Consider the following 23,803-nt stretch of genomic DNA (forward strand, 5'->3'; position numbering starts at 1 on the left):
CATGACGATGAAAACCGAAGAGCGCGGCGCGGTATTCGCGCTGCTCGACGATTGCGATGCGACCGCCGAAAGGCGGTCGAGTCGTTTGTACGCGGACTTCGCGCACGAACGCGTGTGCGTGGACGCGCGCGAGCTCGATGCCGTCTGCGCCGGCATCGAGCGCGATCTGCATAGCGGTCTGCACGCGCTCGTCGTCGCAGATTACGAGTTCGGGCGCAACCTCCAGTTCGGCCACATCGGACGCGGCGACGATCACGCTTTTCGCGTGCTGATGTTCCGCTCGTGCACGCGGCTGTCGCGCGACGAAGCAAGCGCCTGGCTCGCCGATGACGAAACGGCGGGCGTCGCGGGCATCGAACCGAGCGTCACGCGCGACGAATTCGACCGGGCCATCGCGACGATTCAGGAAGCGTTGAAGGCGGGCGAGTCGTATCAGATCAACTACACGTATCGGCTGAACTTCGATGTATTCGGCGCGCCGCTCGCGCTGTACCGTCGATTGCGGGAACGGCAGGCCGTGCATTACGGCGCGTTCATTGCGATGCCGGATGGCAGGTCGGTCGTGTCGTGCTCTCCGGAATTGTTCGTCGAGAAGCGTGGCGATCTGTTGCGCGCGCGGCCGATGAAAGGCACCGCGCCCCGCGACGCCGATCCCGAGTCGTTGCGCCTCGACCCGAAGAACCGCGCCGAGAACGTGATGATCGTCGACTTGTTGCGCAACGACATGTCGCGCGTGGCGGTCACGGGTTCGGTGAACGTGCCCGCGCTGTTTTCGGTCGAGCCGTATGCGTCGGTTTGGCAGATGACGTCGACCATCGAGGCGCGCGTCGTTCCCGGCACGCCGTTCGCGGACATCGTGCGCGCGCTCTTTCCGTGCGGCTCGATCACCGGCGCGCCGAAGTACCGGACGATGCAGCTCATCGACGAAATCGAGACCACGCCGCGCGGCCTCTATACCGGCGCGATCGGCTGGCTCGATGCGAGCGGCGACTTCTGCATGTCGGTGGCGATTCGCACGCTCGTCATCGATGCGGCCGCGCGGCGCGGCGTGCTCGGCATCGGCGCGGGTATCGTGCTCGATAGCGTCGCCGCCGACGAATACGAGGAATGTCTGTTGAAAGCGCGTTTTCTGACGGGCGCGGACCCGGGCCTGGAACTCTTCGAGACGACGTACGCAACGCGCGATAACGGCATTCGGCATTACGCGCGTCACGTCGCGCGGCTGAAGGGCAGTGCCGCGTATCTCGGTTTCCTGTTCGACGAAGCATCCTTGAGCGAACGAGTCGCGGAACATGTCGCGGGCTTCGAACGCGAGAAGCCGTATCGGATGCGTGTCGCGCTGGACAAGGGTGGGCGCATCGCGATCACGAGCGCGCCGCTTGCGCCGTTGGCATCGGATACGGTGGACGTCATGCTGGCACCGGACCGAGGATTCGCGCCGCAGATTTCCGCCGATCCGCTTCTCAGGCACAAGACGACGCGCCGCGCCGACTACGACCGCGCGTGGAAAACCGCCGAAGCCGAAGGCGCATTCGATATGTTGTTCGTGAACGAACGCGGAGAGTTGACTGAGGGCGGCCGTTCCAGCGTCTTCGTGAAGCTCGATGGCGAATGGTTCACGCCGCCCATCGACGCCGGCGTGCTGCCCGGCGTGATGCGCGCGGTGTTGATCGACGAACTCGGCGCGCGTGAACGCACGCTCACGCCGAATGACCTCGATCACGCGCAGGACTTGCTCATCAGCAACGCGCTGCGCGGCGCGGTCAAGGCGCGCCTCAAGCGTTAAGCCGCAATCACCACTCGGCCACGCTGCCATCCGCGTGACGCCACACCGGATTGCGCCACCGATGGCCGATCTTCGCCATCTCGCGCACCTTCTCCTCGTTCACTTCGATACCCAGGCCCGGTCCTTGAGGGATCGACACCATGCCGTCGTCGTACTTGAAGACTTCCGGGTTCTTGATGTAATCGAGCAGGTCGTTGCCCTTGTTGTAGTGAATGCCCAGGCTCTGTTCCTGGATGAACGCGTTGTAGCTCACGGCATCGATCTGCAGGCAGGTGGCGAGCGCGATCGGACCGAGCGGGCAATGCAGCGCGAGCGCGACATCGTAGGCTTCGGCCATCGTCGCGATCTTGCGGCATTCGGTGAGGCCGCCCGCATGCGATGCGTCCGGCTGAATGATATCGACGTAACCGCCCGCGAGAATGTGCTTGAAGTCCCAGCGCGAGTAGAGCCGTTCTCCGAGTGCGATCGGCGTGCTCGTCTGGTTGACGATATCGCGCAGCGCCTCGACGTTCTCCGACAGCACCGGCTCTTCGATGAACATCAGCTTGAACGGATCGAGTTCCTTCGCGAGCACTTTCGCCATCGGCTTGTGCACGCGTCCGTGAAAGTCGACGCCGATGCCCACGTTCGGCCCGACCGCCTCGCGCACCGCGCGCACGTTGTCGATCACGCCTTGCACCTTGTCGAAGGTATCGATGATCTGCAGCTCTTCCGAGCCGTTCATCTTCACCGCCTTGAACCCGCGTTCGACCACGGCGCGCGCGTTGTTCGCGACATCGCTCGGCCGGTCGCCGCCGATCCACGAATACACCTTGATCTTGTCGCGGACCTGGCCGCCGAGCAGCGCGTGCACCGGCACGCCGTGATGCTTGCCGAGAATGTCCCACAACGCCTGGTCGACGCCCGCGATCGCGCTCATGCCGATAGGACCGCCGCGGTAGAAGCCGGCTCGGTACATGACCTGCCACAAGTCTTCGATATGACGCGGGTCCTTGCCGACGAGATAGTCGGCGAGCTCGTCGACAGCGGCGGCGACGGTATGCGCGCGGCCCTCGACGACCGGCTCGCCCCAACCGGTGATGCCCTCGTCGGTTTCGATTTTGAGGAAGCACCAGCGCGGCGGAACGACGAACGTTTCGAGTTTCGTGATTTTCATTGAGCGTCTCCTGAAGGGTTTTATATAGTAGCAAAAAGCGGCTCTTTAGACATATTAATAGTATTATTCAAGCGCACGCAGCGTTGCGAATTTTCAGACAAATCGCCGATAATCCTGCTCGCAAACTGAAGGAGACCGATCATTCACCGCGATCTGCATGGCCGCGTGACACACGAACTGGGCATGGCGATTCTGCGCGGCGACTTCGCGCCCGGTTCGCCGTTACCGCGCGAGGCGGAACTGATGGAGCGCTTCGGTGTGAGCCGAACGGTGCTGCGCGAGGCGTTGCGCACGCTGACGTCGAAAGGGCTGATCGAGTCGCGTCCGAAAGTCGGCACGCGCGTGCGCGCTCAGGTTGCGTGGAATCTGCTCGACGCGGACATGCTCGACTGGTACTCGCGCGTCGCGCCGCCGCTGCAATTCGCGCTCAAGCTCCAGGAAATGCGCGAAATGATCGAGCCGTACGCCGCCGCGCTCGCCGCCGACAACCATGAGGACAGCACGCGCGAGCGTCTCACGCGCGCGCATCAGGCGATGGCGAACGCGCAAAACGTCGACGAGTGGGTGCGCGCCGATCTCGATTTCCATCTGAGCGTGCTCGCCGCGTGCAGCAACGAATTGCTGATTCCGCTCGGCGCGCTGATCGAACGCACGCTCGAAGGCCAGTTGCGCCTGAACGCGAAACGCGCCGACGTGTACAACGCGTCGCTCGCGGAACATACGGCGGTTTTCGAGGCGATCGTCGCGCGCGATCCGAACGGTGCGCGCCGCGCGATGGCGGGTTTGCTCGGCGTCACGCGCGGGCGGATCGAAGGTTAAAGCGCGTTCAGCGGAATCTTCAGGTACGTCGTGCCATTGCCCGCCGCATCCGGAAACTGCCCCGCGCGGATGTTCACCTGAATCGCAGGCAGGATGAGCGTCGGCATGCCGAGGGTGGCGTCGCGCGCTTCGCGCATCGCAACGAATTCGTCCTCGCTCTTGCCGCCTACGTGAATGTTCTTCTCACGCTGCTCGCGCACGGTGCTCTGCCATTGCGGGCCGCGCGTCTCGGGCGGATAGTCGTGGCACACGAAAAGCCGCGTGCCGGGATCGAGCGCGAGCAGGCGCTGAATCGATCGATACATCGCGCGGGCGTCGCCGCCCGGGAAATCGCAGCGCGCGGTCCCGAGGTCCGGCATGAAGAGCGTGTCGCCGACGAATACCGCATCGCCGATCCGGTACGCCATGTCGGCAGGCGTGTGGCCCGGCACGAAGAGCGCGCCCGCTTCGAGTCCGCCGATCATGAAGCGCTCGCCGTCCGCGAAGAGATGATCGAACTGAGAGCCGTCGAGCCGGAACTCCGGTTCTAGATCGAAGATTTTCTTGAACACGCCCTGCACCGCGCGTATGGATTCGCCGATGCCGATCTTCCCGCCGAGCGTGCGCTTCAGATACGGCGCCGCCGAAAGATGGTCAGCGTGCGCGTGCGTTTCCAGAATCCATTCGATGCGAAGCCGCTGTTCACGCACGAACGCGATGACCGCATCGGCGGATTTCGTCGACGTGCGCGCGGCATTCGGATCGTAGTCGAGCACCGGATCGACGATCGCGGCAGCCGAGCCCGGCGCCTCGTAGATCACATACGTCATCGTGCCGGTGTTGATGTCGAAGAAGGGCTGAACGATCGGTTGCACGTTGATTCCCCCGGTTGACGTTCGATTGTGCTCGCGTCGCCCGTTCGAGTTGGGCGCGTTCGTCGGATTATCGATAAAGTGTAGCTCTTTGCGCCGGCCCCGAAAGCGCCGGCCGTCACCTCAACGAAAGCTCGATCAAGAGGTTCGAATGCCGCACGTCCCGACTTCGCTCGCGTCGTCCTGGGGCGCGTGGGCCGTCTTCGTCAGCGTCCTCGCGACGCAACTCGGCGTGCCGGTCCCCGCCGCGCCGATGCTCATTCTCGCCGGCACGCTCGTCGCCGCGGGCAGCGTGCCGTTCTGGCAGATGCTCGTGGCGGCCGTGCTCGCCGTGCTCATCGCCGATTCCCTGTGGTTCACCGCGGGCCGTCTCTACGGCCGCAGCTTTCTCAATTCGCTCGTGCGCTTCTCGCTGTCGATCGATACGACGTTGCGCACCGCGCGCCGCTGGTTCGAGCGTTTCGGCGTGCCGCTGCTCGCGCTATCGAAGTTCGTGCCGGGGCTCGGGCTCGTCTCCGCGCCGCTGCTCGGCACGACGCAGATCGACGTGCGCGTCTTCGTGTTGTGGGACGTGATTGGCGCGACGGCGTGGGCGAGCTTCTGGATGCTCGGCGGCGCGGCGCTGCAGGATCAGATCGCGCGGCTCATCGTGCTGGTGCGTGCCAACGGCACGACGGTCATCGACGTGCTCGTCATTATCGCGATCGGCTTCGCGCTGTATCGGTGGATCCGGCGCGAGCAGTTCCGGCAATGGCTCGCGAAGTACCACATCACGCCCATGCAACTCGACGCGATGATGCACTCCGACACGCCGCCCGTCATCTACGACGCGCGCCCGGCCGACATTCGCCGTCGCGAGCCGTATCGCATCGCGGGTGCGATCGCGCTCGATCTCGATTCGCCGGATCGCGTCGATCAGTTGTATGCGGAGCACGAAGTCGTCGTGTATTGCGTGTGCCCGAACGAGGCGACGGCGAAGACCATCGCGCGGCAGTTGCGGGCGAAGGGCTTTCGAAACGTGCGGCCGTTGAAGGGCGGTCTCGATGCATGGGAGAAGCACGGCTATCCGACCGAGCCGATTCCGCCGGAGCATCTGCGCGCGCCTGCCGATCGTGACCACATCGATCACGACATGGACGACATGGTCACCATTCGCGCGACCGCGCCGGAATGATCTACCGCCGGCGCGCCGGCCGGTTCACGAGCGCGATGCCGGCGAGCACCATCGCGGCGGCGGCCATGAAGCGCGCAGTGAAGTGCTCGCCGAGCAGCAGCACGCCGAAGGTGACGCCGAAGATCGGCGTGAGGAACGAGAACACCGAAAGCCGCGACGCCATGTAGCGCGTGAGCAGCCAGAACCACGTCAGATAGCTGATGAACGCGACGACGATCGCCTGATACGCGAGACTCGCGATCGCGAGCGGCGATACCGCTTCGACATGCGTCTGCCCGATGCCCGCCGCGAGCGCGAGCAATAGCACCGCCGACACCGCGAGCTGATAGAACAGCGTCTTGCTCGCGCTTGCATGCGCCAGTGACGACGCACGCACGACGACCGTCGTCGCGGCCCAGAAGACGCCCGCCAAGATGCCGAGCGCATCGCCCGCGATGCCTTGCCACGTCGATGCGTTGTGCGGATTGCCGTGCAGGAAGCCATCGGCGAACGCGAGCGCGATGCCGCAGAACGCGAGCACGATGCCGCACCATTGCGTGCGCGAAAGCTTCTCGCCCGCGACGAACCAGTGCAGCCCTAGCGCGGTAAAACACGGCGCGGTGTACAGAAACACCGCCATGCGCGTCGCGGTCGTGAGACTCAGGCCGAAGAAGATGCAGACGAACTCGCCGCCGAACAACACGCCCGCGAGCAATCCGGCGGGCAAGGTTTCGTCGCGCTGAAAAAGCGGCACGCCGCGCGTGCGCGTCCAGATCCATACGAGGAAGGTCGCGATCAGCGAGCGAATGCCGGCTTGAAGCATCGGCGGAATCGACGCGTTCGCTTCCTTGATCGCGACTTGCTGGAATCCCCACGCGCCGCATAGCGCGATCATCACGATGATGGCGGTGGCGTCGGGGGCGCGGCGCAGGGCGAGGGAAGGCGTGCTCATCGGTGGTCGGTTACGCGTGCACTGATCTGGAGCGTCGATTGTGCCAGCGAACGGCTGCGACGAGCGAAAGGCCGGAAAGGCAGGGACGGGCCCGTGGAGATTGCGCGCCGCGACGAGCGTGCGGCGCGCGTGTTGAAGCGAATGTCAGAAACGGATCAGGAATGCTTTTCGATCAGTTCGACCTTGTAGCCGTCCGGATCTTCGACGAACGCGATCACCGTCGTGCCGCCCTTCACGGGACCGGCTTCGCGCGTGACCTTGCCGCCCGCCTGGCGGATGCGTTCGCACGCATCGGCGGCGTCGTCGACTTCGAGTGCGATATGACCATACGCCGTGCCGAGATCGTACTTTTCGGTGCCCCAGTTGTAGGTCAGTTCGAGCACGCTGTTCTCGCTTTCCGGGCCGTAGCCGACGAACGCGAGCGTGTACTTGTACTCGGTGTTTTCGCTTTGACGCAGCACGTGCATGCCGAGAATGCGCGTATAGAAATCGATGGAACGTTGCAGATCGCCGACGCGCAGCATCGTGTGGAGGAGTCGCATGGTGGGGTTCCTGTTTATGTGATTGCGAGGGGACAGGAAAGAAATTGTACCGTCGACGCTTCGTGCGCGCTGACGGCGCTCAGAGCGCCGGCAACAGGTCCGGCGGATGATGCTTGAGCGTGTGCCGCGCTTCGCGGAACTCCGGAAAGATCGATTCGACCGTTTGCCAGAAGCGCGGGCTATGGTTCATCTCACGCAGATGCGCGAGCTCGTGCGCGACGACGTAATCGATGATCGACATCGGAAAATGGATGAGGCGCCAGTTGAGGCGGATCTTGCCGTCGCTCGAACAGCTTCCCCAGCGCGTCGCCGCCGATGACAACGCATACGCGCGATACTCGACGCCGAGCTTCGCCGCGTACACCGCGAGTTGCTCGCCGAAGATGCGCTTTGCTTCGCTTTGCAGCCAGCCTTGCACGCGGTCCTTGATCTGCTGTGCGTCCGCGAGCGCGGGCATGGCGAGCGAGAGCACGCTGGTTGCATCGTCGAAGAACAGCTTGCTCGCGCTCGACGCAAGCGACACGCTGATCGTCTTGCCGAGGTAGGGAAACTGCGCGCCATCTTTCCAGTCGATGCGCGGCAGCGCGCGCTGCTCGACGCGCGTCTGCCATTCGGTGAGCTTCTTGACGATCCAGTTCTGCTTGTCGAGGATCGCGCTTTCGATATCCGCGATCGTCACCCAGCGTGGCGCGGTGATCGCAAGCCCGGTTCCGTCGATGCAAAAGCCGATCGTGCGCCGCGACGAACGCCTCAAGCGATATTCCAGCGCGCCCGCCGTGAGCACGATGCGGCGCAGGCGCACGCCATCGGGCAGCGGCGCGGCGGGAGTGGCGGGTGTGAGGATGGAAGCGGGATCGGCGCCGGGGACGTCGCCCCGCAGCGGAGCCGGTCCGTTCGCGGGCGGCGCGCCGGAGTATGCCGGCGCATGCTCGAACGGCAGATCGAGTTGCAGGGTATCGAGCGCGACGGCGGGGCGCTGTCGCGAAGGGGCTTTCTGCATCGGCTCGGCTTTGCGCTCACGGCGCAGGAATGACGAGAAGAACGAGTAGGGCACGCCGCGGCTCGAATCGAACGCCGCCGCTTCAGCGGCCCGCGCGCGCGGGGCCGGCTTCACCCGGCTGCGCGTGCGGCGCGCCGTAGGCGTGCGGATCGATGCGGCGCATTTCCGTCTCGATCCAGCTTTCGACGCGCGCGTTCACTTCCTCGGGCGTGAGGCCGTCGGTATCGATCGGCTTGCCGACCGACACCGTGACTATACCCGGATATTTGATGAAGGAATTGCGTGGCCAGACGTGACCCGCGTTGTGCGCGATCGGCACGACCGGCGCGCCGGTGGCCACCGCGAAACGCGCGCCGCCCGTCTTGTACTTGCCCTGGCTGCCCACACGCGTGCGCGTGCCTTCGGGAAACATGATGACCCACGCGCCTTCGTCCATGCGCGCGCGGCCTTGCCGCGTGACCGATGCGAACGCGTCGCGCCCTTGCTTGCGGTCGATGTGCACCATCTTCAGGAGTCCGAGCGCCCAGCCGAAGAACGGCACGTAAAGCAGTTCGCGCTTGAACACGTAGCAGAGCGGCCGTGGCATCAGCGCGGGAAACGCGAGCGTCTCCCATGCGGACTGATGCTTCGACAGCAACACGGCGGGACCATTCGGCAGGTTCTCCATGCCTTCGATCTCGTAGCGAATGCCGATCAGATGCCGCAGCACGACGATCGTCGACTTGCACCAGCCGGCGGCCATCCAGTAACGCCTGTCGGCGCGCATGAACGGAAACGCAATGAAGCACGCGATCGCGTACGGCACCGTGTACACGACGAAGTAAAGCATCAACAGCAACGAACGGATGAAGCGCATGGGGTCTCGGTGTTACAGGGCGGAGCGATCCTGATGCCGCGCGAGGAAGTCGATCGCGAACGTGCGCAAGTCCTTGTGCACGATGGTGCCCTCGGGCAGTTGCCCTTCCTTGAGCGTCTTCCCGCCCTTGCCGGTGAGCACGAGATGCACGGGAAAGCCGAGCGCCGCGCCCGCTTGCAGATCGCGCAGCGAATCGCCGACGACGGGCGTATCTTCAGGGTCGATCTCGAAGCGCTCGATGATCTGCTGCAACATGCCGGGCCGCGGCTTTCTGCATTCGCACTGATCTTCGGCCGTGTGCGGGCAGAAGAACACGGCGTCGATACGTCCGCCGACTGCCGCGACCGCGCGATTCATCTTCTGATGCATCGCGTTGAGCGCGGCCATGTCGAAGAGACCGCGCCCGATGCCCGACTGATTCGATGCGATCGCCACGCGATAGCCCGACTGGTTCAGCCGCGCGATGGCTTCGAGGCTGCCGGGAATGGCGACCCATTCATCCGGCGACTTGATGAAGGCATCCGAATCGACGTTGATGACGCCGTCGCGATCGAGGATGACCAGCTTGCGGTTCATGACCATGACAGCGGCTCTTAAGCGGCGAGCTTGGAGATGTCGGCGACGCAGTTCATCTGCTGATGCAATGCGTTGAGCAGCGCCAGACGATTGTTGCGCAGCGCGGGATCGTCCGCGTTCACCATGACGTCGTTGAAGAACGTATCGACGGATTCGCGCAACGCGGCGAGCGCCGAGAGCGCTTCCGTATAGTTGCGCGCGCCAAGCTGGCTTTGCACGCGCGGCGTCACCTGCTCGATCTGCGCGTACAAATTCTTCTCCGCCGCTTCGACGAGCAGTTCCTTGTTCACCGCCGACGGCGCGCCTTGCTCCGACTTCTTCAGGATGTTCGAGATACGCTTGTTGGCCGCCGCGAGCGCCGCGGCTTCCGGCAGCGCGGCGAATTCGCGCACGGCGTCGAGGCGCGCGACGATGTCGTCGAGGCGCGTCGGGTTCAGGCTCAGCACCGCTTCGATATCGTTCGCTTCGAAGCCGCGCTCGCGCAGCAGGCCGCGCAGGCGATCCATGAAGAACGCGTAGACCGCTTCCTGCGAATCCGCGACCTGCGGCACGTTCGCAAACTGGCGCTGCGCCGACGCGACGAGATCGCGCAGATCGACCGGCAGCTTCTTTTCGAGCAGGATGCGCAGCACGCCCAGCGCGTGACGGCGCAGCGCGAACGGGTCTTTCTCGCCGGTCGGCGCGAGCCCGATACCCCAGATGCCGACGATCGTCTCCAGCTTGTCCGCGAGCGCGACTGCGGCACCGACGCCCGTCGACGGCGTGTCATCGCCCGAGAAGCGCGGCTGATAGTGCTCCGAGCACGCGAGCGCGACTTCTTCAGGCTCGCCGTCGTGACGCGCGTAGTACGTGCCCATCGTGCCTTGCAGCTCGGGGAACTCGCCGACCATGTCGGTCAGCAGGTCCGCCTTCGCGAGACGGGCGGCGCGGCGCGTGAGCGCGGCATCGACGCCGACCATCGGCGCGATCTCGCCCGCGAGCGCTTCCAGACGCTCGACGCGTTGCAGCGCCGAGCCGAGCTTGTTGTGATAGACGACGTTCGCGAGCAGCGGCACGCGATCTTCGAGGCGCTTTTTCTTGTCCTGCGTGAAGAAGAACTTTGCGTCGGCGAGGCGCGGGCGCACGACGCGTTCGTTGCCTTCGACGATCTCGCCCGGCGTCTTCGTATCGATATTCGACACGATCAGAAAGCGCGAGCGCAGCTTGCCGTTCTGGTCGGTGAGCGCGAAGTATTTCTGGTTCGTCTGCATCGTGAGGATCAGACATTCCTGCGGCACTTGCAGGAATTCCTCGTCGAAGCGGCATTCGTACACGACCGGCCATTCGACGAGCGCGTTCACTTCGTCCAGCAGCGCTTCGGGCATCACGACGCGGTCGACGCCTGCGAACGCCTGCAACTGCGTGCGGATCGATTCGCGGCGATCGTCGAAGTTCGCGACGACGCGCCCTTTGTCGCGCAGCGTGTTCGCGTAGTCGTCGGCGTGAGCGATGGCGATGAAGCCTTCCGACATGAAACGATGACCAATGGTCGTATCGCCCGCATCGACGCCGAGCGCGCTGACCGGCACGACGTTGCGGCCGTGCATCGCGATGAGACGCTGCACCGGGCGCACGAACTGCACGCTGGTGCCGTCCGGACGCTGATACGTCATGACCTTCGGAATGGGCAGCTTGCCGAGCGTTTCGTCGAGCGCGGCTTGCAGGCCGTCGGCGAGCGTCGCGCCCGGCGCAGCGTAGCGCAGGAAGAAGGCCTCGGCCTTGCCGTCCTGCGCGCGTTCGAGTTCTGAAAGCGGAAAATCGGGAAAGCCGAGCGCGGCGAGCTTCTTCGCAAGCGGTGGCGTCGGGTTGCCTTCCTTATCGAGTGCGACCGTAACCGGCAGCACTTTCTCGCGCACCTGCTTTTCCGGCGCGACATCGCGCACATTGCGGATGAGCACGGCGAGGCGGCGGGGCGTCGCGTACTTTTCGAACGATGGCGCGCCGTCGATCAGATCGCGCGCGGCAAGACGCTCGACGATGCCGTCGGCGAAAGCAGTGCCGAGACGCGCGAGCGCTTTCGGCGGCAGTTCTTCGGTGAGCAGCTCGACGAGCAGAGAAGCGTGGTTGGATTGCGTCATTGTTCTGTCGAGCCTCGTCAAACCTGTTCGTTGTTGCTGGGTTCGCCCGGCGGCGAGCTTTCCATCTTGAGCGGCGGCGCCCATGCGGGACGCTGGGCTTCCTGCTCGTCGCTGACGAGATCCCGGTCGCCCTTCACCGGATTGCCGAGCATCGGGAAGCCGAGCGCTTCACGCGACTCGTAATAAGCCTGCGCTACCAGTCGCGACAACGCGCGAATGCGGCCGATATACGCCGCGCGCTCCGTCACGGAAATGGCGCCGCGCGCATCGAGCAGATTGAACGTGTGGCCGGCCTTCAGCACGAGCTCGTAAGCGGGCAGCGCGAGTTTCGCTTCGATCATCTTCTTCGCTTCTTCTTCGTAGCTCTTGAAGAACGTGAAGAGCAGATCGACGTTCGCGTGCTCGAAGTTGTACGTGGATTGTTCGACTTCGTTCTGGTGATAGACGTCGCCGTAACTCAACTGGCGCAACACCTTGCCGTTCGGGCCGTCTTCTTCCCACTCGGTCCAGACGAGGTCGTACACGTTCTCGACCTTCTGCAGATACATTGCGAGGCGTTCGAGTCCGTAGGTGATTTCGCCGAGCACCGGCTTGCAGTCGATGCCGCCCGCTTGCTGAAAGTAGGTGAACTGCGTGACTTCCATGCCGTTCAGCCACACTTCCCAGCCGAGGCCCCACGCGCCGAGCGTCGGGTTTTCCCAGTCGTCTTCGACGAAGCGCACGTCGTTCTGCTTCAGGTCGAAGCCGAGCGCTTCGAGCGAGCCGAGATACAGATCGAGGATGTTCTCCGGCGCGGGCTTCAGCACGACCTGATATTGGTAGTAGTGCTGCAGGCGGTTCGGGTTCTCGCCGTAGCGGCCGTCCTTCGGGCGGCGCGACGGTTGAACGTAGGCCGCGCGCCACGGCTCCGGGCCGATCGCGCGCAGGAACGTGTGGACGTGCGAGGTGCCTGCGCCGACTTCCATGTCGATCGGCTGGAGAAGCGCGCAGCCCTTCTCGTTCCAGTAGGACTGCAGCGTCAGAATGATTTGCTGGAAAGTGAGCATGATTGCCTTTTGCGGGCGAACGCGGCGCGGCCATCGTCGTGACGACGCGACTCGGAGGCTCGGCCAAAGTACTTAAACGGAGAATTTTAGCCGAACGGAAGGGCGGGTGCGGCTTTTTGGGAGAAGGTCCGCCGCGTTGCAGGGCGCGGCGGGCCTTTGTTTCAGCCGATGTTCAGCGCGTGCTAGAACGTTTCCGGTTTGGCGCGAACGCAAACCCGAACGCCAGCAAGATCAGCGACACCGCGATCATCGTCATGTTGCCGCTCGTCACATACGGCGTGTTGCCCGACGTCCCTTGCACGCGCGCTTCGAGCACGCCGGTGGTGAACGTCGGCAGCTTCGAGATGACATCGCCATTGGCCGCGATGGCCGCCGTCATCCCGGTATTGGTGGCGCGCAGCATCGGCCGGCCGGTTTCGATCGAGCGCATCCGTGCGATCTGCAAGTGCTGATCGAGCGCGATGGTGTTGCCGAACCACGCGAGATTCGTCGAGTTGACGAGAATGCCCGCGGGCGTTTCCTGCTCGCGGATCGTGCGCGCGATCTCCTCGCCGAAGATGTCCTCGTAGCAGATGTCGACGGCGACCGGCTGGTTGTGCACGATGAACGCCTTCTGCGCGATGGGCCCGCGCGCGAGATCGCCGAGCGGAATGCCCATCATGCGTACGAACCAGTGAAAGCCGAGCGGCACGAATTCGCCGAAGGGCACGAGATGATGCTTGTCGTAGCGATACACGCCGTTCACGTGCGGCGTGACGCCGAAGAGGCTGTTGGTGAAATCGGTCGCGCGGCCGTCGGGAAGAATCGAGACGCCGATTGCGCCGAAGAGAATCGACGAGTTCGTGTCGTCGGAGAAATTGCGGATCGCGACGGCGAAGTCTTGCGGAATCTGCACCGACAACACCGGCAGCGCGGTCTCCGGCGTGACGATGAGATCGGCCGGCTTGCCGGTGATGAGCCGCTTGTAGAGCGCGAGCGATTCGTCGACGCCCGACTGCTCGAACTTCATCTCCTGCTTCACGTTGCCTTGCAGCAGGCGCACGTCGAGCGGGGCATTCGCGGGCGTCGTCCATTGCACGAGCGACAGCAGCATCCCCGCGACGACGAGCGCAATGGCGGCGATGCCCGGCGCGAACGCGAGCCGCCGCGTCGTGCGAAAGTGATGAACGGCCTGCACGATCAGCGCGGCGACGAGCGCGAGCACCCAGCCGACACCGTACACGCCGACGAGCGCGCCGAAGCCCTTGAGCGGCCCGTCGACTTGCGCGTAGCCGCTCGCGAGCCACGGGAAGCCCGTGAAGACGAGGCCGCGCAGCCATTCGCCGAGCGCCCACGCGCTTGCGAATGCGAACGTGCCGTGCCACGTCGGCGTAAAGCGCGGCGACGTATCGATGTCGCGTGCGGTGGCGGCGTCTTCATCGCCGAACCGCGCGCGCCCCGCGACGAACGACCATACGACGCTCGACAACGCCGGATAAATTGCCAGATACAGCGAGAACAGCGCGACGGCGGCGGCGGCGAGCGGCGCGGCCATGCCGCCGTAGACATGCATGCTGATGTAGAGCCACCACACGCCCGTCACGAAGTTGCCGAAGCCGAATGCCCAGCCGGTCGCGGCGGCGCTTTTCCAGCCGTTCGTGCGCGAGAGCCACGCGAAGAACGACGCGAAGATGACGAGCTCGATCCAGCCGCCGTGCGGCGTCGGCGCGAACGAAAGCGTGTTGAGCGCGCCGAGCACGGCGGCGGCGAGGTAATGCCAGAAGGGCAAGGCGCGCGGCGAGTCCGATACCGCGGACGCGTCACGTTGACGAAAGAGCGAGCGAAACGATGAATCGGCCATTGATGACGGTCGGGATGAAACGGGGAGGCGTGCGCAACGAATGAGGGCGGGCGCCGTTCAGTCGCGGCGCCCGCGATGCGCTTAGTCGCGCAATTCGTCTTCGTCGTCGCCGGCGTGATGATGTTGCTGCGCGAGATTCGGCACGCGCCGCACGAGCAGCACGTGAATCTGGCGGGCGTCGCCGCGCAGGATCTCGAACGCGAAATCGTCGATCCGCACCTTTTCGCCGCGATGCGGCACGCGCCCGAAGCGATGCGTGACGAGGCCGCCGATGGTATCGACTTCGTCGTCGGAGAAATCGGTGCCGAATTCCTCGTTGAACTGTTCGATGCCGGTCAGCGCGCGCACGCGGTACTTGCCGTCGGGCGTCGCGATGATGTTGCCGGCTTCTTCGTCGAAATCGTATTCGTCCTCGATGTCGCCGACGATCTGTTCCAGCACGTCTTCGATGGTGATGAGGCCCGCGACGCCGCCGTATTCGTCGACGACGATCGCGATGTGATTGCGGTTCACGCGAAAGTCGTGCAGCAGCACGTTCAGGCGCTTCGATTCGGGGATGAACACGGCGGGGCGCAGCATGCCGCGCACGTCGAATTCTTCCTCGGCGTAATAGCGCAGCAGGTCCTTCGCGAGCAGCACGCCGATGATGTTATCGCGATTGCCTTCGTACACCGGATAGCGCGAGTGTGCTTTTTCGAGTACGAAGGGGATGAATTCGGCGGGCGTTTCCGCGATGTTGATGGCGTCCATCTGGGCGCGCGGCACCATGATGTCGCGCGCGCAGAGATCGGACACCTGGAAGACGCCTTCGATCATCGAGAGCGAATCGGCGTCGAGCAGGTTGCGCTCGTGCGCGTCCTGGAGCACTTCGAGAAGTTCGTCGCGCGATTCGGGCTCGTGCGAGATGAAATCGGTCAAGCGTTCGAGAAGCGAGCGCTTTTCCTGCGGTTTGTCGGTATGGCGTCGACTGGGATAAGGTTCGTTCATAGCGGAGCGCCCGGGAGTTCCCGGGCGCGGGTTAGCGGAAAGTTAAGCATACACCAAGGAAAAAGGCGGGCTGCGTGGTGGCGCGCATGTCAAATCCCATGCTAGCCGATAAATGTGCGAGAAGTATGTCCGGCCTCAGGCATTAGCCAACCGGACGACGCCAAAGCGGGATCGCCCGCCCTACCGATCGCTCTGCGCCTGACAACGCTTCAACAGCGCTTCCAATGCACGATCCGGCATCCCGCTTTCGCGCAACGCCTCGACCGTGCGGCTGACGTAATCCAGCGTCGTCCCGTATCGGCCGCTCGCGCAGCCGAGCACCGTGCGCACGACGGGATCGGCGAGCTTGCCGGTGTAGGACGTCGCATCGCGCCGCATGACGAACGCGAGCGCATCGACGCGCCGTCCGTCCGCGAGCGTGCAGGGCAGCCACGCGGGGCGGTATGAGCCCATCGCCATTTCGCGGCGCCACAGCACATCCAGATGCTCGACGGCGCCCGCGCCATCGAGACGAAACGCCATGCCGGTGCACGAGCCGCCGCGATCGAGCGCCAGGACGAGGCCCGGCTGCTCCGGTGTGCCGCGATTCACACGCGACCACAGATAGAGCCCGCGATGATAGCCATGCACCTTGCCGCGCACCGCTTCGACCGTCGGCAGGCCGGGGTTCCAGATCAGCGAGCCGTAGCCGAAGAGCCACACGTCCGAGCGGCCGTCCCAATGCGCGAACGCCGCCTCGCGCGATGCGGCGAGCTCCGCGTCCGTCCACAACGCGGATTCGCCGAGCGCGGGCGGATAGCCGGCGCAGGGCGCTGCGGCATCGTCGGAAAGTGGAGCGGGTTGCGTGGGATCGGGCAGCTTGTCGTTCACGGCGCGTTCAGGACAACGTGGACATCGAAGACATCGGACTGGCGTCAGGTCGAAGGCACGTAAGGATCGGGGAATCCCAGAGACTGCATGATATCCGTCTCGATCGATTCCATCTCTTGCGCTTCGCTTTCGACTTCGTGATCGTAGCCCTGCGCATGGAGCGTGCCGTGAACGATCAGATGCGCGTAGTGCGCGGCGAGCGGCTTGCCCTGTTCCGCCGCCTCGCGCTCGACGACCGGGCAGCACAGAATGAGATCGCCCGCGACCGGATCGTCCTCCGATTCGGCGTACGCGAACGTGAGCACGTTCGTCGCGTAATCCTTCTGCCGATACGTCCGGTTGAGCATCCGGCCTTCGTCCTCGTCGACGAAGCGCACGGTCAGCTCGGCATCCGCGAACAGCGACGCCTTGATCCAGCGCGCGACCGTCGCGCGCGGCAGGATCGCCTTGTGCGACGGATACGCCTTGGCCGCCGGAAACTGCAAGGTGAGCGTGAGGCGCGGCATTATTCGGGCTTCTGCGCTTGCTGCTGGGCGGCGCGCGCGGCCTCGGCGAGCGCCGCATCTTTTTGCGACTGCGCGTCGTACGCCTCGACGATGCGCGCGACGAGCGGATGCCGCACCACGTCCGCCGACGTGAAATGCGTGATCGCGATGCCGCGCACTTCCGACAGCACATGCTGCGCCTCGATCAGCCCGCTCTTGTGGCCGCGCGGCAAGTCGACCTGCGTCGTATCGCCGGTGACGACCGCCTTCGAACCGAAGCCGATACGCGTCAGGAACATCTTCATCTGCTCGGGCGTGGTGTTCTGCGCCTCGTCGAGAATGATGAACGCGTGATTCAGCGTGCGCCCGCGCATGTACGCGAGCGGCGCGATCTCGATCATCTGGCGCTCGAACATCTTCGCGGTCTTGTCGAAGCCGAGCAGATCGTAGAGCGCGTCGTAAAGCGGCCGCAGATACGGATCGACCTTTTGCGCGAGATCGCCCGGCAGAAAGCCGAGCCGCTCGCCCGCTTCCACAGCGGGGCGCGTCAGCACGATGCGCTTGACCTGATCGCGTTCGAGCGCATCGACCGCGCACGCGACCGCAAGATAGGTCTTGCCCGTGCCCGCCGGCCCGATGCCGAAGGTCACGTCGTGCGCGATGATCTGCTTCAGATACTCGCGCTGCGCCGGCGTGCGGCCGCGCAAGTCCGCGCGGCGCGTGTAGAGCTTCGGGCCGTGGTCTTCGTCGTCGCCGAGATCGATCGTCGCGCTCGGTTCGTCGAACGGATGGTCCGGATCGCCGCGAAAGCGCGGATCGACTTCGGCTTCTTCGCCGTTGGCCTCGCGCGCTTCCTTCGCACGGCGCGTCGCGTGACGCGCCTCGACGAGCGCGAGTTGAATGTCGTCGACGGAAATCGGATCGCGCGCGCGGTTGTAGAAGTTTTCGAGCGCCGCGAGCGCGACCTTGGCGCCGCGTCCGCGAATCGCGATTTTGTGACCGCGCCGCGACAGCGTCACATCGAGCGCCTGCTCGATCTGCCGCAGATTTTCGTCGAGCGGGCCGCAGAGGTTGGCGAGCCGCGCGTTGTCGTCGCGCGGTGCGGTGAATTCCAGATGCTGCGTAGGAGCGTTCTTCAAAGTGAACTTGAGTTCCTGTCTTTAGTGCGCAAGCTCTGGCGCCATGACCAGTTCGCCGCGCAACGAGTGCGGATACGCGTGCACGATCTTCACGTCGATCATCTGGCCGATGAGCCGCGCGTGCGATTCAGCCGGCGCCGGGAAGTTGACGACGCGGTTGTTCTGCGTGCGTCCCGCCAGTTCGTTCGGGTCCTTGCGCGCCGGGCGTTCGACCAGAATACGCTCGGTCTTGCCGACCATCGACGCGCTGATGCGCTGCACGTTTTCCTCGATCGTCGCCTGGAGATGTTGCAGACGCTTCAGCTTCACTTCGCGCGGCGTGTCGTCGTGCAGGTTCGCGGCGGGCGTGCCGGGACGCGGGCTGTAGATGAACGAGAAGCTCGTGTCGTAGCTCATCTCGTCGACGAGCGCCATCATCTTGCTGAAATCGTCCTCCGTCTCGCCGGGAAAGCCGACGATGAAGTCCGTCGACAGCGACAGGTCCGGGCGGATCGCGCGCAGCTTGCGGATCACCGACTTGTATTCGAGCACGGTGTAGCCGCGCTTCATCGCCATCAAAATGCGGTCCGAGCCGTGCTGCACCGGCAAATGCAGATGCGAGACGAGCTTCGGCACCTTTGCGTAGGTGTCGATGAGACGCTGCGTGAACTCCTTCGGATGCGAAGTCGTATAGCGAATGCGTTCGATGCCCGGCACGTCCGCGACATACTCGATGAGCGTCGCGAAGTCCGCGATCTCGCTCGAACCCGAAGTCAGCGCGCCGCGATAGGCGTTAACGTTCTGCCCGAGCAGCGTGACTTCGCGCACGCCCTGATCGGCGAGGCCGGCGATTTCGGTGAGCACGTCGTCGAGCGGGCGCGAGACTTCCTCGCCGCGCGTGTACGGCACGACGCAATAGCTGCAATATTTCGAGCAGCCTTCCATGATCGACACGAACGCGCTCGGGCCATCGACGCGCGCGGGCGGCAGATGATCGAACTTCTCGATTTCCGGGAACGTGATGTCCACCTGCGCGCGGCCGGTGGCGCGGCGCTGATCGATCATGGCGGGCAGGCGATGCAGCGTCTGCGGGCCGAACACGAGATCGACATACGGCGCGCGCGCGACGATCGACGCGCCTTCCTGACTCGCGACGCAACCGCCTACGCCGATCAGCAGATCAGGATTCGCTTCCTTCAGCTCGCGCACGCGGCCGAGATCGGAGAAGACTTTCTCCTGAGCCTTCTCGCGCACCGAACACGTATTGAACAGGATGACGTCCGCGTCTTCGGGCGTGTCCGTCTTGACGAGTCCTTCCGCCGCGCCGAGCACGTCGACCATCTTGTCGGAGTCGTACTCGTTCATCTGGCAGCCGAAGGTCTTTACGTAAACTTTCTTGGTCATGAATCGTCGCCGGTCTCAGTGGTTAACCTGGGGGCGCTATAGAGAGATTGATAGGGGTTTCGCGGACTTCTACACTGATCTGCCCGCTTCTTGCTGCAATTTAGCCCGATATTATAGCTCCGGCGGCCATTTCTGACGCCGCCGCGCGCCGGTCCGGCGGATACGCCAGATCGCCGAGCAACTCCGCCGTCGTTTGCTCGAAACGCTCGACCAGGAAATCCAGCAGCGCCCGCACGCGCGGCGCCATGTAGCGGTTCGCGTGGAAAAGCGCGTGCACGGCAGCCTCGTGCGTGCACCAGTCGGGCAGGACCATGCGCAGCGTGCCGGCGTGGATATCGGCGGCGATATCCCAGATCGATTTATGCGCGATGCCGTGGCCCGCGAGCGCCCATTCGCGCAGCAGCGCGCCGTCGTTGGTTTCCCAGGCGTCGGCCAGCGGGATCGTGTACGCGTGGCGCTCGTCGCCGCGCACGAATTCGAGCTCGTTGAGCGGCCCGTTCGCCGTGACCACGACGACGAAATCGTGCCCGGCCAGTTCGGCGGGCGATTGGGGCACGCCTTTGCGCGCCAGATAGCCGGGCGACGCGCACAGCACGCGCCGGTTCGGCGCGAGCGCGCGGGCGGCGAGCCCGCTGTCGGGCGGCGCGCCAAAGCGGATCGCGAGATCGATGTCCTCCAGCAGGAGATTCGACACCGAATCCGATAACGACAGCGCGAACCGCACGTCGGGATGCAGCGCGCTGAACTCGTCGAGCCAGCCGCGCAGCATCGCGCGCCCGAAATTCGATGTCGCAGAGATACGCACCTTGCCGCGCACGACGTTCTGGCCTGCCTGCAGCGCGGCCTCGGCGTCGTCGATGGCCTGGAGCGCGATCCGGCAATGCTGCAAATACATGCGGCCTTCGTCGGTGACGCGCAACTGGCGCGTCGTGCGCTCGAAAAGCCGCGTGTGCAGCACCTTTTCCAGCTTGATGAGCCGCGCGCTCGCCGCCGCCGGCGATAGACCGAGCTTGCGCCCTGCCGCCGACAGGCTTCCCGCCGCCGCTGCTTCCACGAAAAGCCGCATGTCGCCGAGCCGGTCCATCGTCATTTTCAAACTCGATTTGATAATGATTCAAAGCTTAGCCCAATTCTCAAAACGCTGCCTCGCCTGCAGAATGCGCTACGTGTTAACCCTTGCGTCATCTCATCATGCCCCTTCCACTTCTTGCGCTCGCGATCAGCGCCTTCGCCATCGGCACGACGGAATTCGTCATCATGGGCTTGCTGCCCAACGTCGCCCGCGATCTTTCCGTGTCGATTCCATCAGCGGGCCTGCTCGTCACGGGCTACGCGCTCGGCGTCGCGGTCGGCGCGCCGCTGCTCGCCGTGCTGACGAGCAAGCTACCGCGCAAGTTCGCGCTGCAATTGCTGATGCTCGTGTTTATCGTCGGTAACGTGCTGTGTGCGGTTGCGCCGGGCTACGGTTTGCTGATGGTCGCGCGTGTCGTGACGTCGTTCGCGCACGGCTCGTTCTTCGGCATCGGCGCGGTCGTGGCTGCGTCGCTCGTGCCGGCGGACAAGCGCGCGAGCGCCATCGCGCTGATGTTCACCGGGCTCACGCTCGCGAACGTGCTGGGCGTGCCGTTCGGGACGTTCATCGGGCAGGAACTCGGCTGGCGCGCGACGTTCTGGATCGTCGCCGGTCTGGGCGTGCTCTCCGCGCTCGGCGTGACGGCGCTCGTGCCGAATCGTCACGATATTGCGCCGACGCGCCTCGGTCAGGAAGTGCGCGTGCTGCGCGACGGCCAGGTCTGGCTCGCGCTCATGATGACGGTGCTCGGGTTCGGCGGCGTGTTCGTGGTGTTCACGTACATCGCGCCGATACTCGAACAGGTCGGCGGATTCTCGCCGCGCGCCGTCACGCTGATTCTGGTGCTGTTCGGTATCGGGCTGACGATCGGCAATACGATCGGCGGCAAGCTCGCGGATCGCGCGCTGATGCCTTCGCTGATGGGCATTCTGTTCGCGCTCGCCATCGTGATGGCGGTGTTCGCGAAGACGAGTCACAGCCAGATCGGCGCGATCCTGACGATTTTCGTGTGGGGCATCGCGGCGTTCGCGACCGTGCCGCCGTTGCAGACGCGCGTCGTCGAGAAGGCGAAGGACGCGCCGAATCTCGCCTCGACGCTCAATATCGGCGCGTTCAACGTAGGCAATGCGGGCGGCGCGTGGCTCGGCGGCGCGGTGCTGACGCATGGCCACGGTCTCGACGCGCTGCCATGGGCCGCCGCGGCCGTCGCGCTCGCGGCACTCGCGGTGACGTGGTTCGCCGCGCGCCTGGACGCGCCGCGCGTTACATCCGAAGTAAAAGCAGCCGACGCTTGCTGAAAGCTTATGATGTTGGCTCAACGTAATTCGAGCCAACATGATCGATCATCTCATCTGCGATTGCGACGGCGTGCTCGTCGATAGCGAAGTCATCGCGGATCGCGTGATGCTGGACGTGCTCACAGAGACGTTTCCCGGCATTGACTTCAAACTGGCAGTCAAGACGGCTTTCGGGCAGCAGACCTCGCGCTTCCTGACCCATCTGGAAACGAAGTTCGGCATCAAGATGCCGCCGGATTTCGTCGATACGATCGAAGCGCGCGTGTCGGTGGAGCTCGCGCGCTCGGTTGGTCCGATCGCCGGCGTGCGCGGCGCGCTCGAGGGCTGCGGCCTGCCGGTCGCGGTGGTGTCGAACAGCCGCATGGAGCGCGTGCGCGCGTCGGTGCGGCGCGCGGGGCTGTCCGAGATAGTCGGCGCGCGCGTGTTCAGCGCGCAGCAGGTCGAGCGGCCGAAGCCTTATCCCGATGTCTACCTGCTCGCGGCGCGCACGCTCGATGTCGCGCCGGAGCGCTGTCTCGTCGTCGAGGACAGCGTCGCCGGACTGACGGCGGCGCGCGCGGCGGGCATGAAGACCATCGCGTTCGTCGGCGCGAGCCATATTCCTTCCGGCTACGCGCAGGTGCTGCGCGAAACCGGCATCACGCGAATCATGGAGCACATGGACGAACTGCCCGCGCTCGTCGCGGCGGGCGTGCGCGGGGATTTCGGCGACGTGCTGTCCTGATTCCCGCGCTGATCCTCACGCCGCTTCTTCGACCGATTCACGCGCGGCCGCCAGCGCCGCGCGGAATTCGACGAGCTCCGCGATCGTCAGCATCGGCAAACCGTGTTCCTTCGCGAATTGCTCGACCTGTGCGCCGCGCGTCATCGTGCCGTCGGCGTTCATCAGCTCGCACAGCACGCCGGCGGCCTTGAGGCCGGCGAGAATCGCCAGATCCACCGTGCCTTCGGTATGGCCGCGCCGCGCGAGCACGCCGCCAGGCATCGCGCGCAGCGGGAAAACGTGGCCGGGGCGCACGATATCGGCCGGCCTTGCATCGTCGGCGATGGCCGCGCGGATCGTCGTCACGCGATCGGCCGCCGACACGCCGGTCGTCACTCCTTCGCGCGCTTCGATCGACACCGTGAACGCCGTGCCGTAGCGGCTGCCATTGGCCGCGGCCATCGGCGGAAGTTCGAGCGCGCGCACCTTGTCGTCGGGCAGGCACAGGCACACGATGCCGCTGCATTCGCGGATCAGAAGCGCCATCGTGGCGTCGGTGAGTTTTTCGGCAGCGACGATCAGATCGGCTTCGTTCTCGCGATCGTCGTCGTCCTGAAGCACCACCGGACGGCCTGCGCGCATGGCGTCGAGCGCGGCGGCGATGCGCGGCGGAACGTCGAACGAAGCGAGTTGGGGAAGATCGGAAAAGGCGTCATCGGCGATGACGGCGGGTGCGGCGAACGACAGGCTGGCAGCTTGGATATGGGACATGTGAAACGCTCTCGCGGGAAATGTAGGCGAAAAACGTTTCAGGGCATTGCAAACAGACAGAACGGCACCCCGCGGCGACGCACCAGAAGGCGCGGCGTCGTCCGGTTCGGCGCGATGCGCAACTCGCCAAGGGGAACGGACATGACCATCTGCACATCTTCTCTCATCCGGACTATGACCGTCGGCTCTGGCGTCTCACCAGATCTGCTGACCCCGCGCGGGATTCTCGCGCGGGCGCTCGCGGGCTCGTGGTCCGGCCGCGAAGCCTCGCCACATACCGCCGGTGGGGAATTACACCCCGCCCTGAAGACGTACTGAATGCTTCGGGTCGCATGACCCGACAGCTTTTTCAGGATACCGTACGCCACGGTTTTTTGCATCGCCGCATGGTGATGCGTACT

General features: G+C 64.8%; 22 protein-coding genes and 1 riboswitch. Of the genes, 5 read left to right on the top strand and 17 right to left on the bottom strand.

Annotated elements, in window-relative coordinates; all coding sequences use genetic code 11:
- The first annotated feature begins 7 nt into the window (after positions 1-7).
- Positions 8-1,786, top strand: coding sequence for an aminodeoxychorismate synthase component I (gene pabB / locus AWB77_RS03635; RefSeq protein ID WP_061133159.1), 1,779 nt, complete (start codon positions 8-10; stop codon positions 1,784-1,786).
- 7 nt (positions 1,787-1,793) lie between these two features.
- Here pabB and dgoD read toward each other — a convergent pair whose 3' ends face one another.
- Complete coding sequence (gene dgoD, locus AWB77_RS03640) at positions 1,794-2,942, bottom strand: galactonate dehydratase (protein WP_061132973.1); 1,149 nt, start codon at positions 2,940-2,942, stop codon at positions 1,794-1,796.
- Positions 2,943-3,125: 183 nt separating this feature from the next.
- On the opposite strand from dgoD, the gene AWB77_RS03645 reads away from it, so the two are divergent.
- Complete coding sequence (locus AWB77_RS03645) at positions 3,126-3,761, top strand: FadR/GntR family transcriptional regulator (protein ID WP_244158410.1); 636 nt, start codon at positions 3,126-3,128, stop codon at positions 3,759-3,761.
- On the opposite strand, the gene AWB77_RS03650 is transcribed toward AWB77_RS03645, so the two are convergent.
- The gene (locus tag AWB77_RS03650; protein WP_061132975.1) at positions 3,758-4,615 is read right to left on the bottom strand and encodes an MBL fold metallo-hydrolase; all 858 of its coding nucleotides are present in this window, start codon (positions 4,613-4,615) and stop codon (positions 3,758-3,760) included. The genes AWB77_RS03645 and AWB77_RS03650 overlap by 4 nt on opposite strands.
- Before the next feature lie 148 nt (positions 4,616-4,763).
- On the opposite strand from AWB77_RS03650, the gene AWB77_RS03655 reads away from it, so the two are divergent.
- Positions 4,764-5,786 carry a DedA family protein/thiosulfate sulfurtransferase GlpE gene (locus tag AWB77_RS03655; protein WP_061132976.1) on the top strand — a complete coding sequence of 341 codons (1,023 nt, stop codon included), beginning with the start codon at positions 4,764-4,766 and terminating at the stop codon, positions 5,784-5,786.
- Between the two features lies 1 nt (position 5,787).
- On the opposite strand, the gene AWB77_RS03660 is transcribed toward AWB77_RS03655, so the two are convergent.
- The 14 genes from AWB77_RS03660 to AWB77_RS03725 form a co-directional block, all read right to left on the bottom strand.
- Positions 5,788-6,717, bottom strand: a complete 930-nt coding sequence (locus AWB77_RS03660; protein WP_061132977.1) for a DMT family transporter — start codon at positions 6,715-6,717, stop codon at positions 5,788-5,790.
- A 155-nt stretch (positions 6,718-6,872) separates the two neighbouring features.
- Positions 6,873-7,259 (bottom strand): lactoylglutathione lyase, encoded by a 387-nt coding sequence (gene gloA / locus AWB77_RS03665; protein ID WP_061132978.1) that lies wholly within the window; start codon positions 7,257-7,259, stop codon positions 6,873-6,875.
- Positions 7,260-7,338: 79 nt separating this feature from the next.
- Positions 7,339-8,259 (bottom strand): M48 family metallopeptidase, encoded by a 921-nt coding sequence (locus AWB77_RS03670; protein ID WP_061133160.1) that lies wholly within the window; start codon positions 8,257-8,259, stop codon positions 7,339-7,341.
- An 82-nt stretch (positions 8,260-8,341) separates the two neighbouring features.
- On the bottom strand, positions 8,342-9,115 hold the full coding sequence (locus tag AWB77_RS03675; RefSeq protein WP_061132979.1) for a lysophospholipid acyltransferase family protein: 774 nt from the start codon (positions 9,113-9,115) through the stop codon (positions 8,342-8,344).
- Positions 9,116-9,127: 12 nt separating this feature from the next.
- Entirely contained in the window at positions 9,128-9,697 is a 570-nt protein-coding gene (gene gmhB / locus AWB77_RS03680; protein WP_061132980.1) for a D-glycero-beta-D-manno-heptose 1,7-bisphosphate 7-phosphatase, read from the bottom strand.
- A gap of 11 nt (positions 9,698-9,708) precedes the next feature.
- Positions 9,709-11,808, bottom strand: coding sequence for a glycine--tRNA ligase subunit beta (gene glyS, locus AWB77_RS03685; protein WP_061132981.1), 2,100 nt, complete (start codon positions 11,806-11,808; stop codon positions 9,709-9,711).
- A 17-nt stretch (positions 11,809-11,825) separates the two neighbouring features.
- Positions 11,826-12,854 carry a glycine--tRNA ligase subunit alpha gene (gene glyQ / locus AWB77_RS03690; protein ID WP_074168836.1) on the bottom strand — a complete coding sequence of 343 codons (1,029 nt, stop codon included), beginning with the start codon at positions 12,852-12,854 and terminating at the stop codon, positions 11,826-11,828.
- Positions 12,855-13,026: 172 nt separating this feature from the next.
- Entirely contained in the window at positions 13,027-14,694 is a 1,668-nt protein-coding gene (gene lnt / locus AWB77_RS03695) for an apolipoprotein N-acyltransferase (RefSeq protein WP_061132982.1), read from the bottom strand.
- A gap of 81 nt (positions 14,695-14,775) precedes the next feature.
- Positions 14,776-15,681, bottom strand: a complete 906-nt coding sequence (locus tag AWB77_RS03700; RefSeq protein WP_061132983.1) for a CorC family transporter — start codon at positions 15,679-15,681, stop codon at positions 14,776-14,778.
- Positions 15,682-15,861: 180 nt separating this feature from the next.
- The gene (locus tag AWB77_RS03705) at positions 15,862-16,551 is read right to left on the bottom strand and encodes a gamma-glutamylcyclotransferase (protein ID WP_061132984.1); all 690 of its coding nucleotides are present in this window, start codon (positions 16,549-16,551) and stop codon (positions 15,862-15,864) included.
- A 44-nt stretch (positions 16,552-16,595) separates the two neighbouring features.
- Entirely contained in the window at positions 16,596-17,057 is a 462-nt protein-coding gene (gene ybeY / locus AWB77_RS03710; RefSeq protein WP_061132985.1) for an rRNA maturation RNase YbeY, read from the bottom strand.
- Positions 17,057-18,175 carry a PhoH family protein gene (locus tag AWB77_RS03715; RefSeq protein WP_061132986.1) on the bottom strand — a complete coding sequence of 373 codons (1,119 nt, stop codon included), beginning with the start codon at positions 18,173-18,175 and terminating at the stop codon, positions 17,057-17,059. Before AWB77_RS03715 ends, ybeY begins: the two co-directional genes overlap by 1 nt.
- A 21-nt stretch (positions 18,176-18,196) precedes the next feature.
- Positions 18,197-19,558 (bottom strand): tRNA (N6-isopentenyl adenosine(37)-C2)-methylthiotransferase MiaB, encoded by a 1,362-nt coding sequence (gene miaB / locus AWB77_RS03720; RefSeq protein WP_061132987.1) that lies wholly within the window; start codon positions 19,556-19,558, stop codon positions 18,197-18,199.
- Positions 19,559-19,658: 100 nt separating this feature from the next.
- Positions 19,659-20,642, bottom strand: a complete 984-nt coding sequence (locus tag AWB77_RS03725; RefSeq protein WP_061133161.1) for a LysR family transcriptional regulator — start codon at positions 20,640-20,642, stop codon at positions 19,659-19,661.
- A gap of 107 nt (positions 20,643-20,749) precedes the next feature.
- Between AWB77_RS03725 and AWB77_RS03730 the strand changes: the two genes are divergently transcribed.
- On the top strand, positions 20,750-21,928 hold the full coding sequence (locus AWB77_RS03730; RefSeq protein ID WP_061133162.1) for an MFS transporter: 1,179 nt from the start codon (positions 20,750-20,752) through the stop codon (positions 21,926-21,928).
- Positions 21,929-21,965: 37 nt separating this feature from the next.
- A complete protein-coding gene (locus AWB77_RS03735) occupies positions 21,966-22,652 on the top strand; it encodes an HAD family hydrolase (RefSeq protein WP_061132988.1) in 687 nt (228 codons plus the stop codon).
- 15 nt (positions 22,653-22,667) lie between these two features.
- Here AWB77_RS03735 and ribB read toward each other — a convergent pair whose 3' ends face one another.
- Entirely contained in the window at positions 22,668-23,402 is a 735-nt protein-coding gene (gene ribB, locus AWB77_RS03740; RefSeq protein WP_061132989.1) for a 3,4-dihydroxy-2-butanone-4-phosphate synthase, read from the bottom strand.
- A 151-nt stretch (positions 23,403-23,553) separates the two neighbouring features.
- A riboswitch (FMN riboswitch) is annotated at positions 23,554-23,717 on the bottom strand.
- Between the last annotated feature and the right edge of the window lie 86 nt (positions 23,718-23,803).

Source organism: Caballeronia fortuita (assembly GCF_001544835.2).
Taxonomy (GTDB): domain Bacteria; phylum Pseudomonadota; class Gammaproteobacteria; order Burkholderiales; family Burkholderiaceae; genus Caballeronia; species Caballeronia fortuita.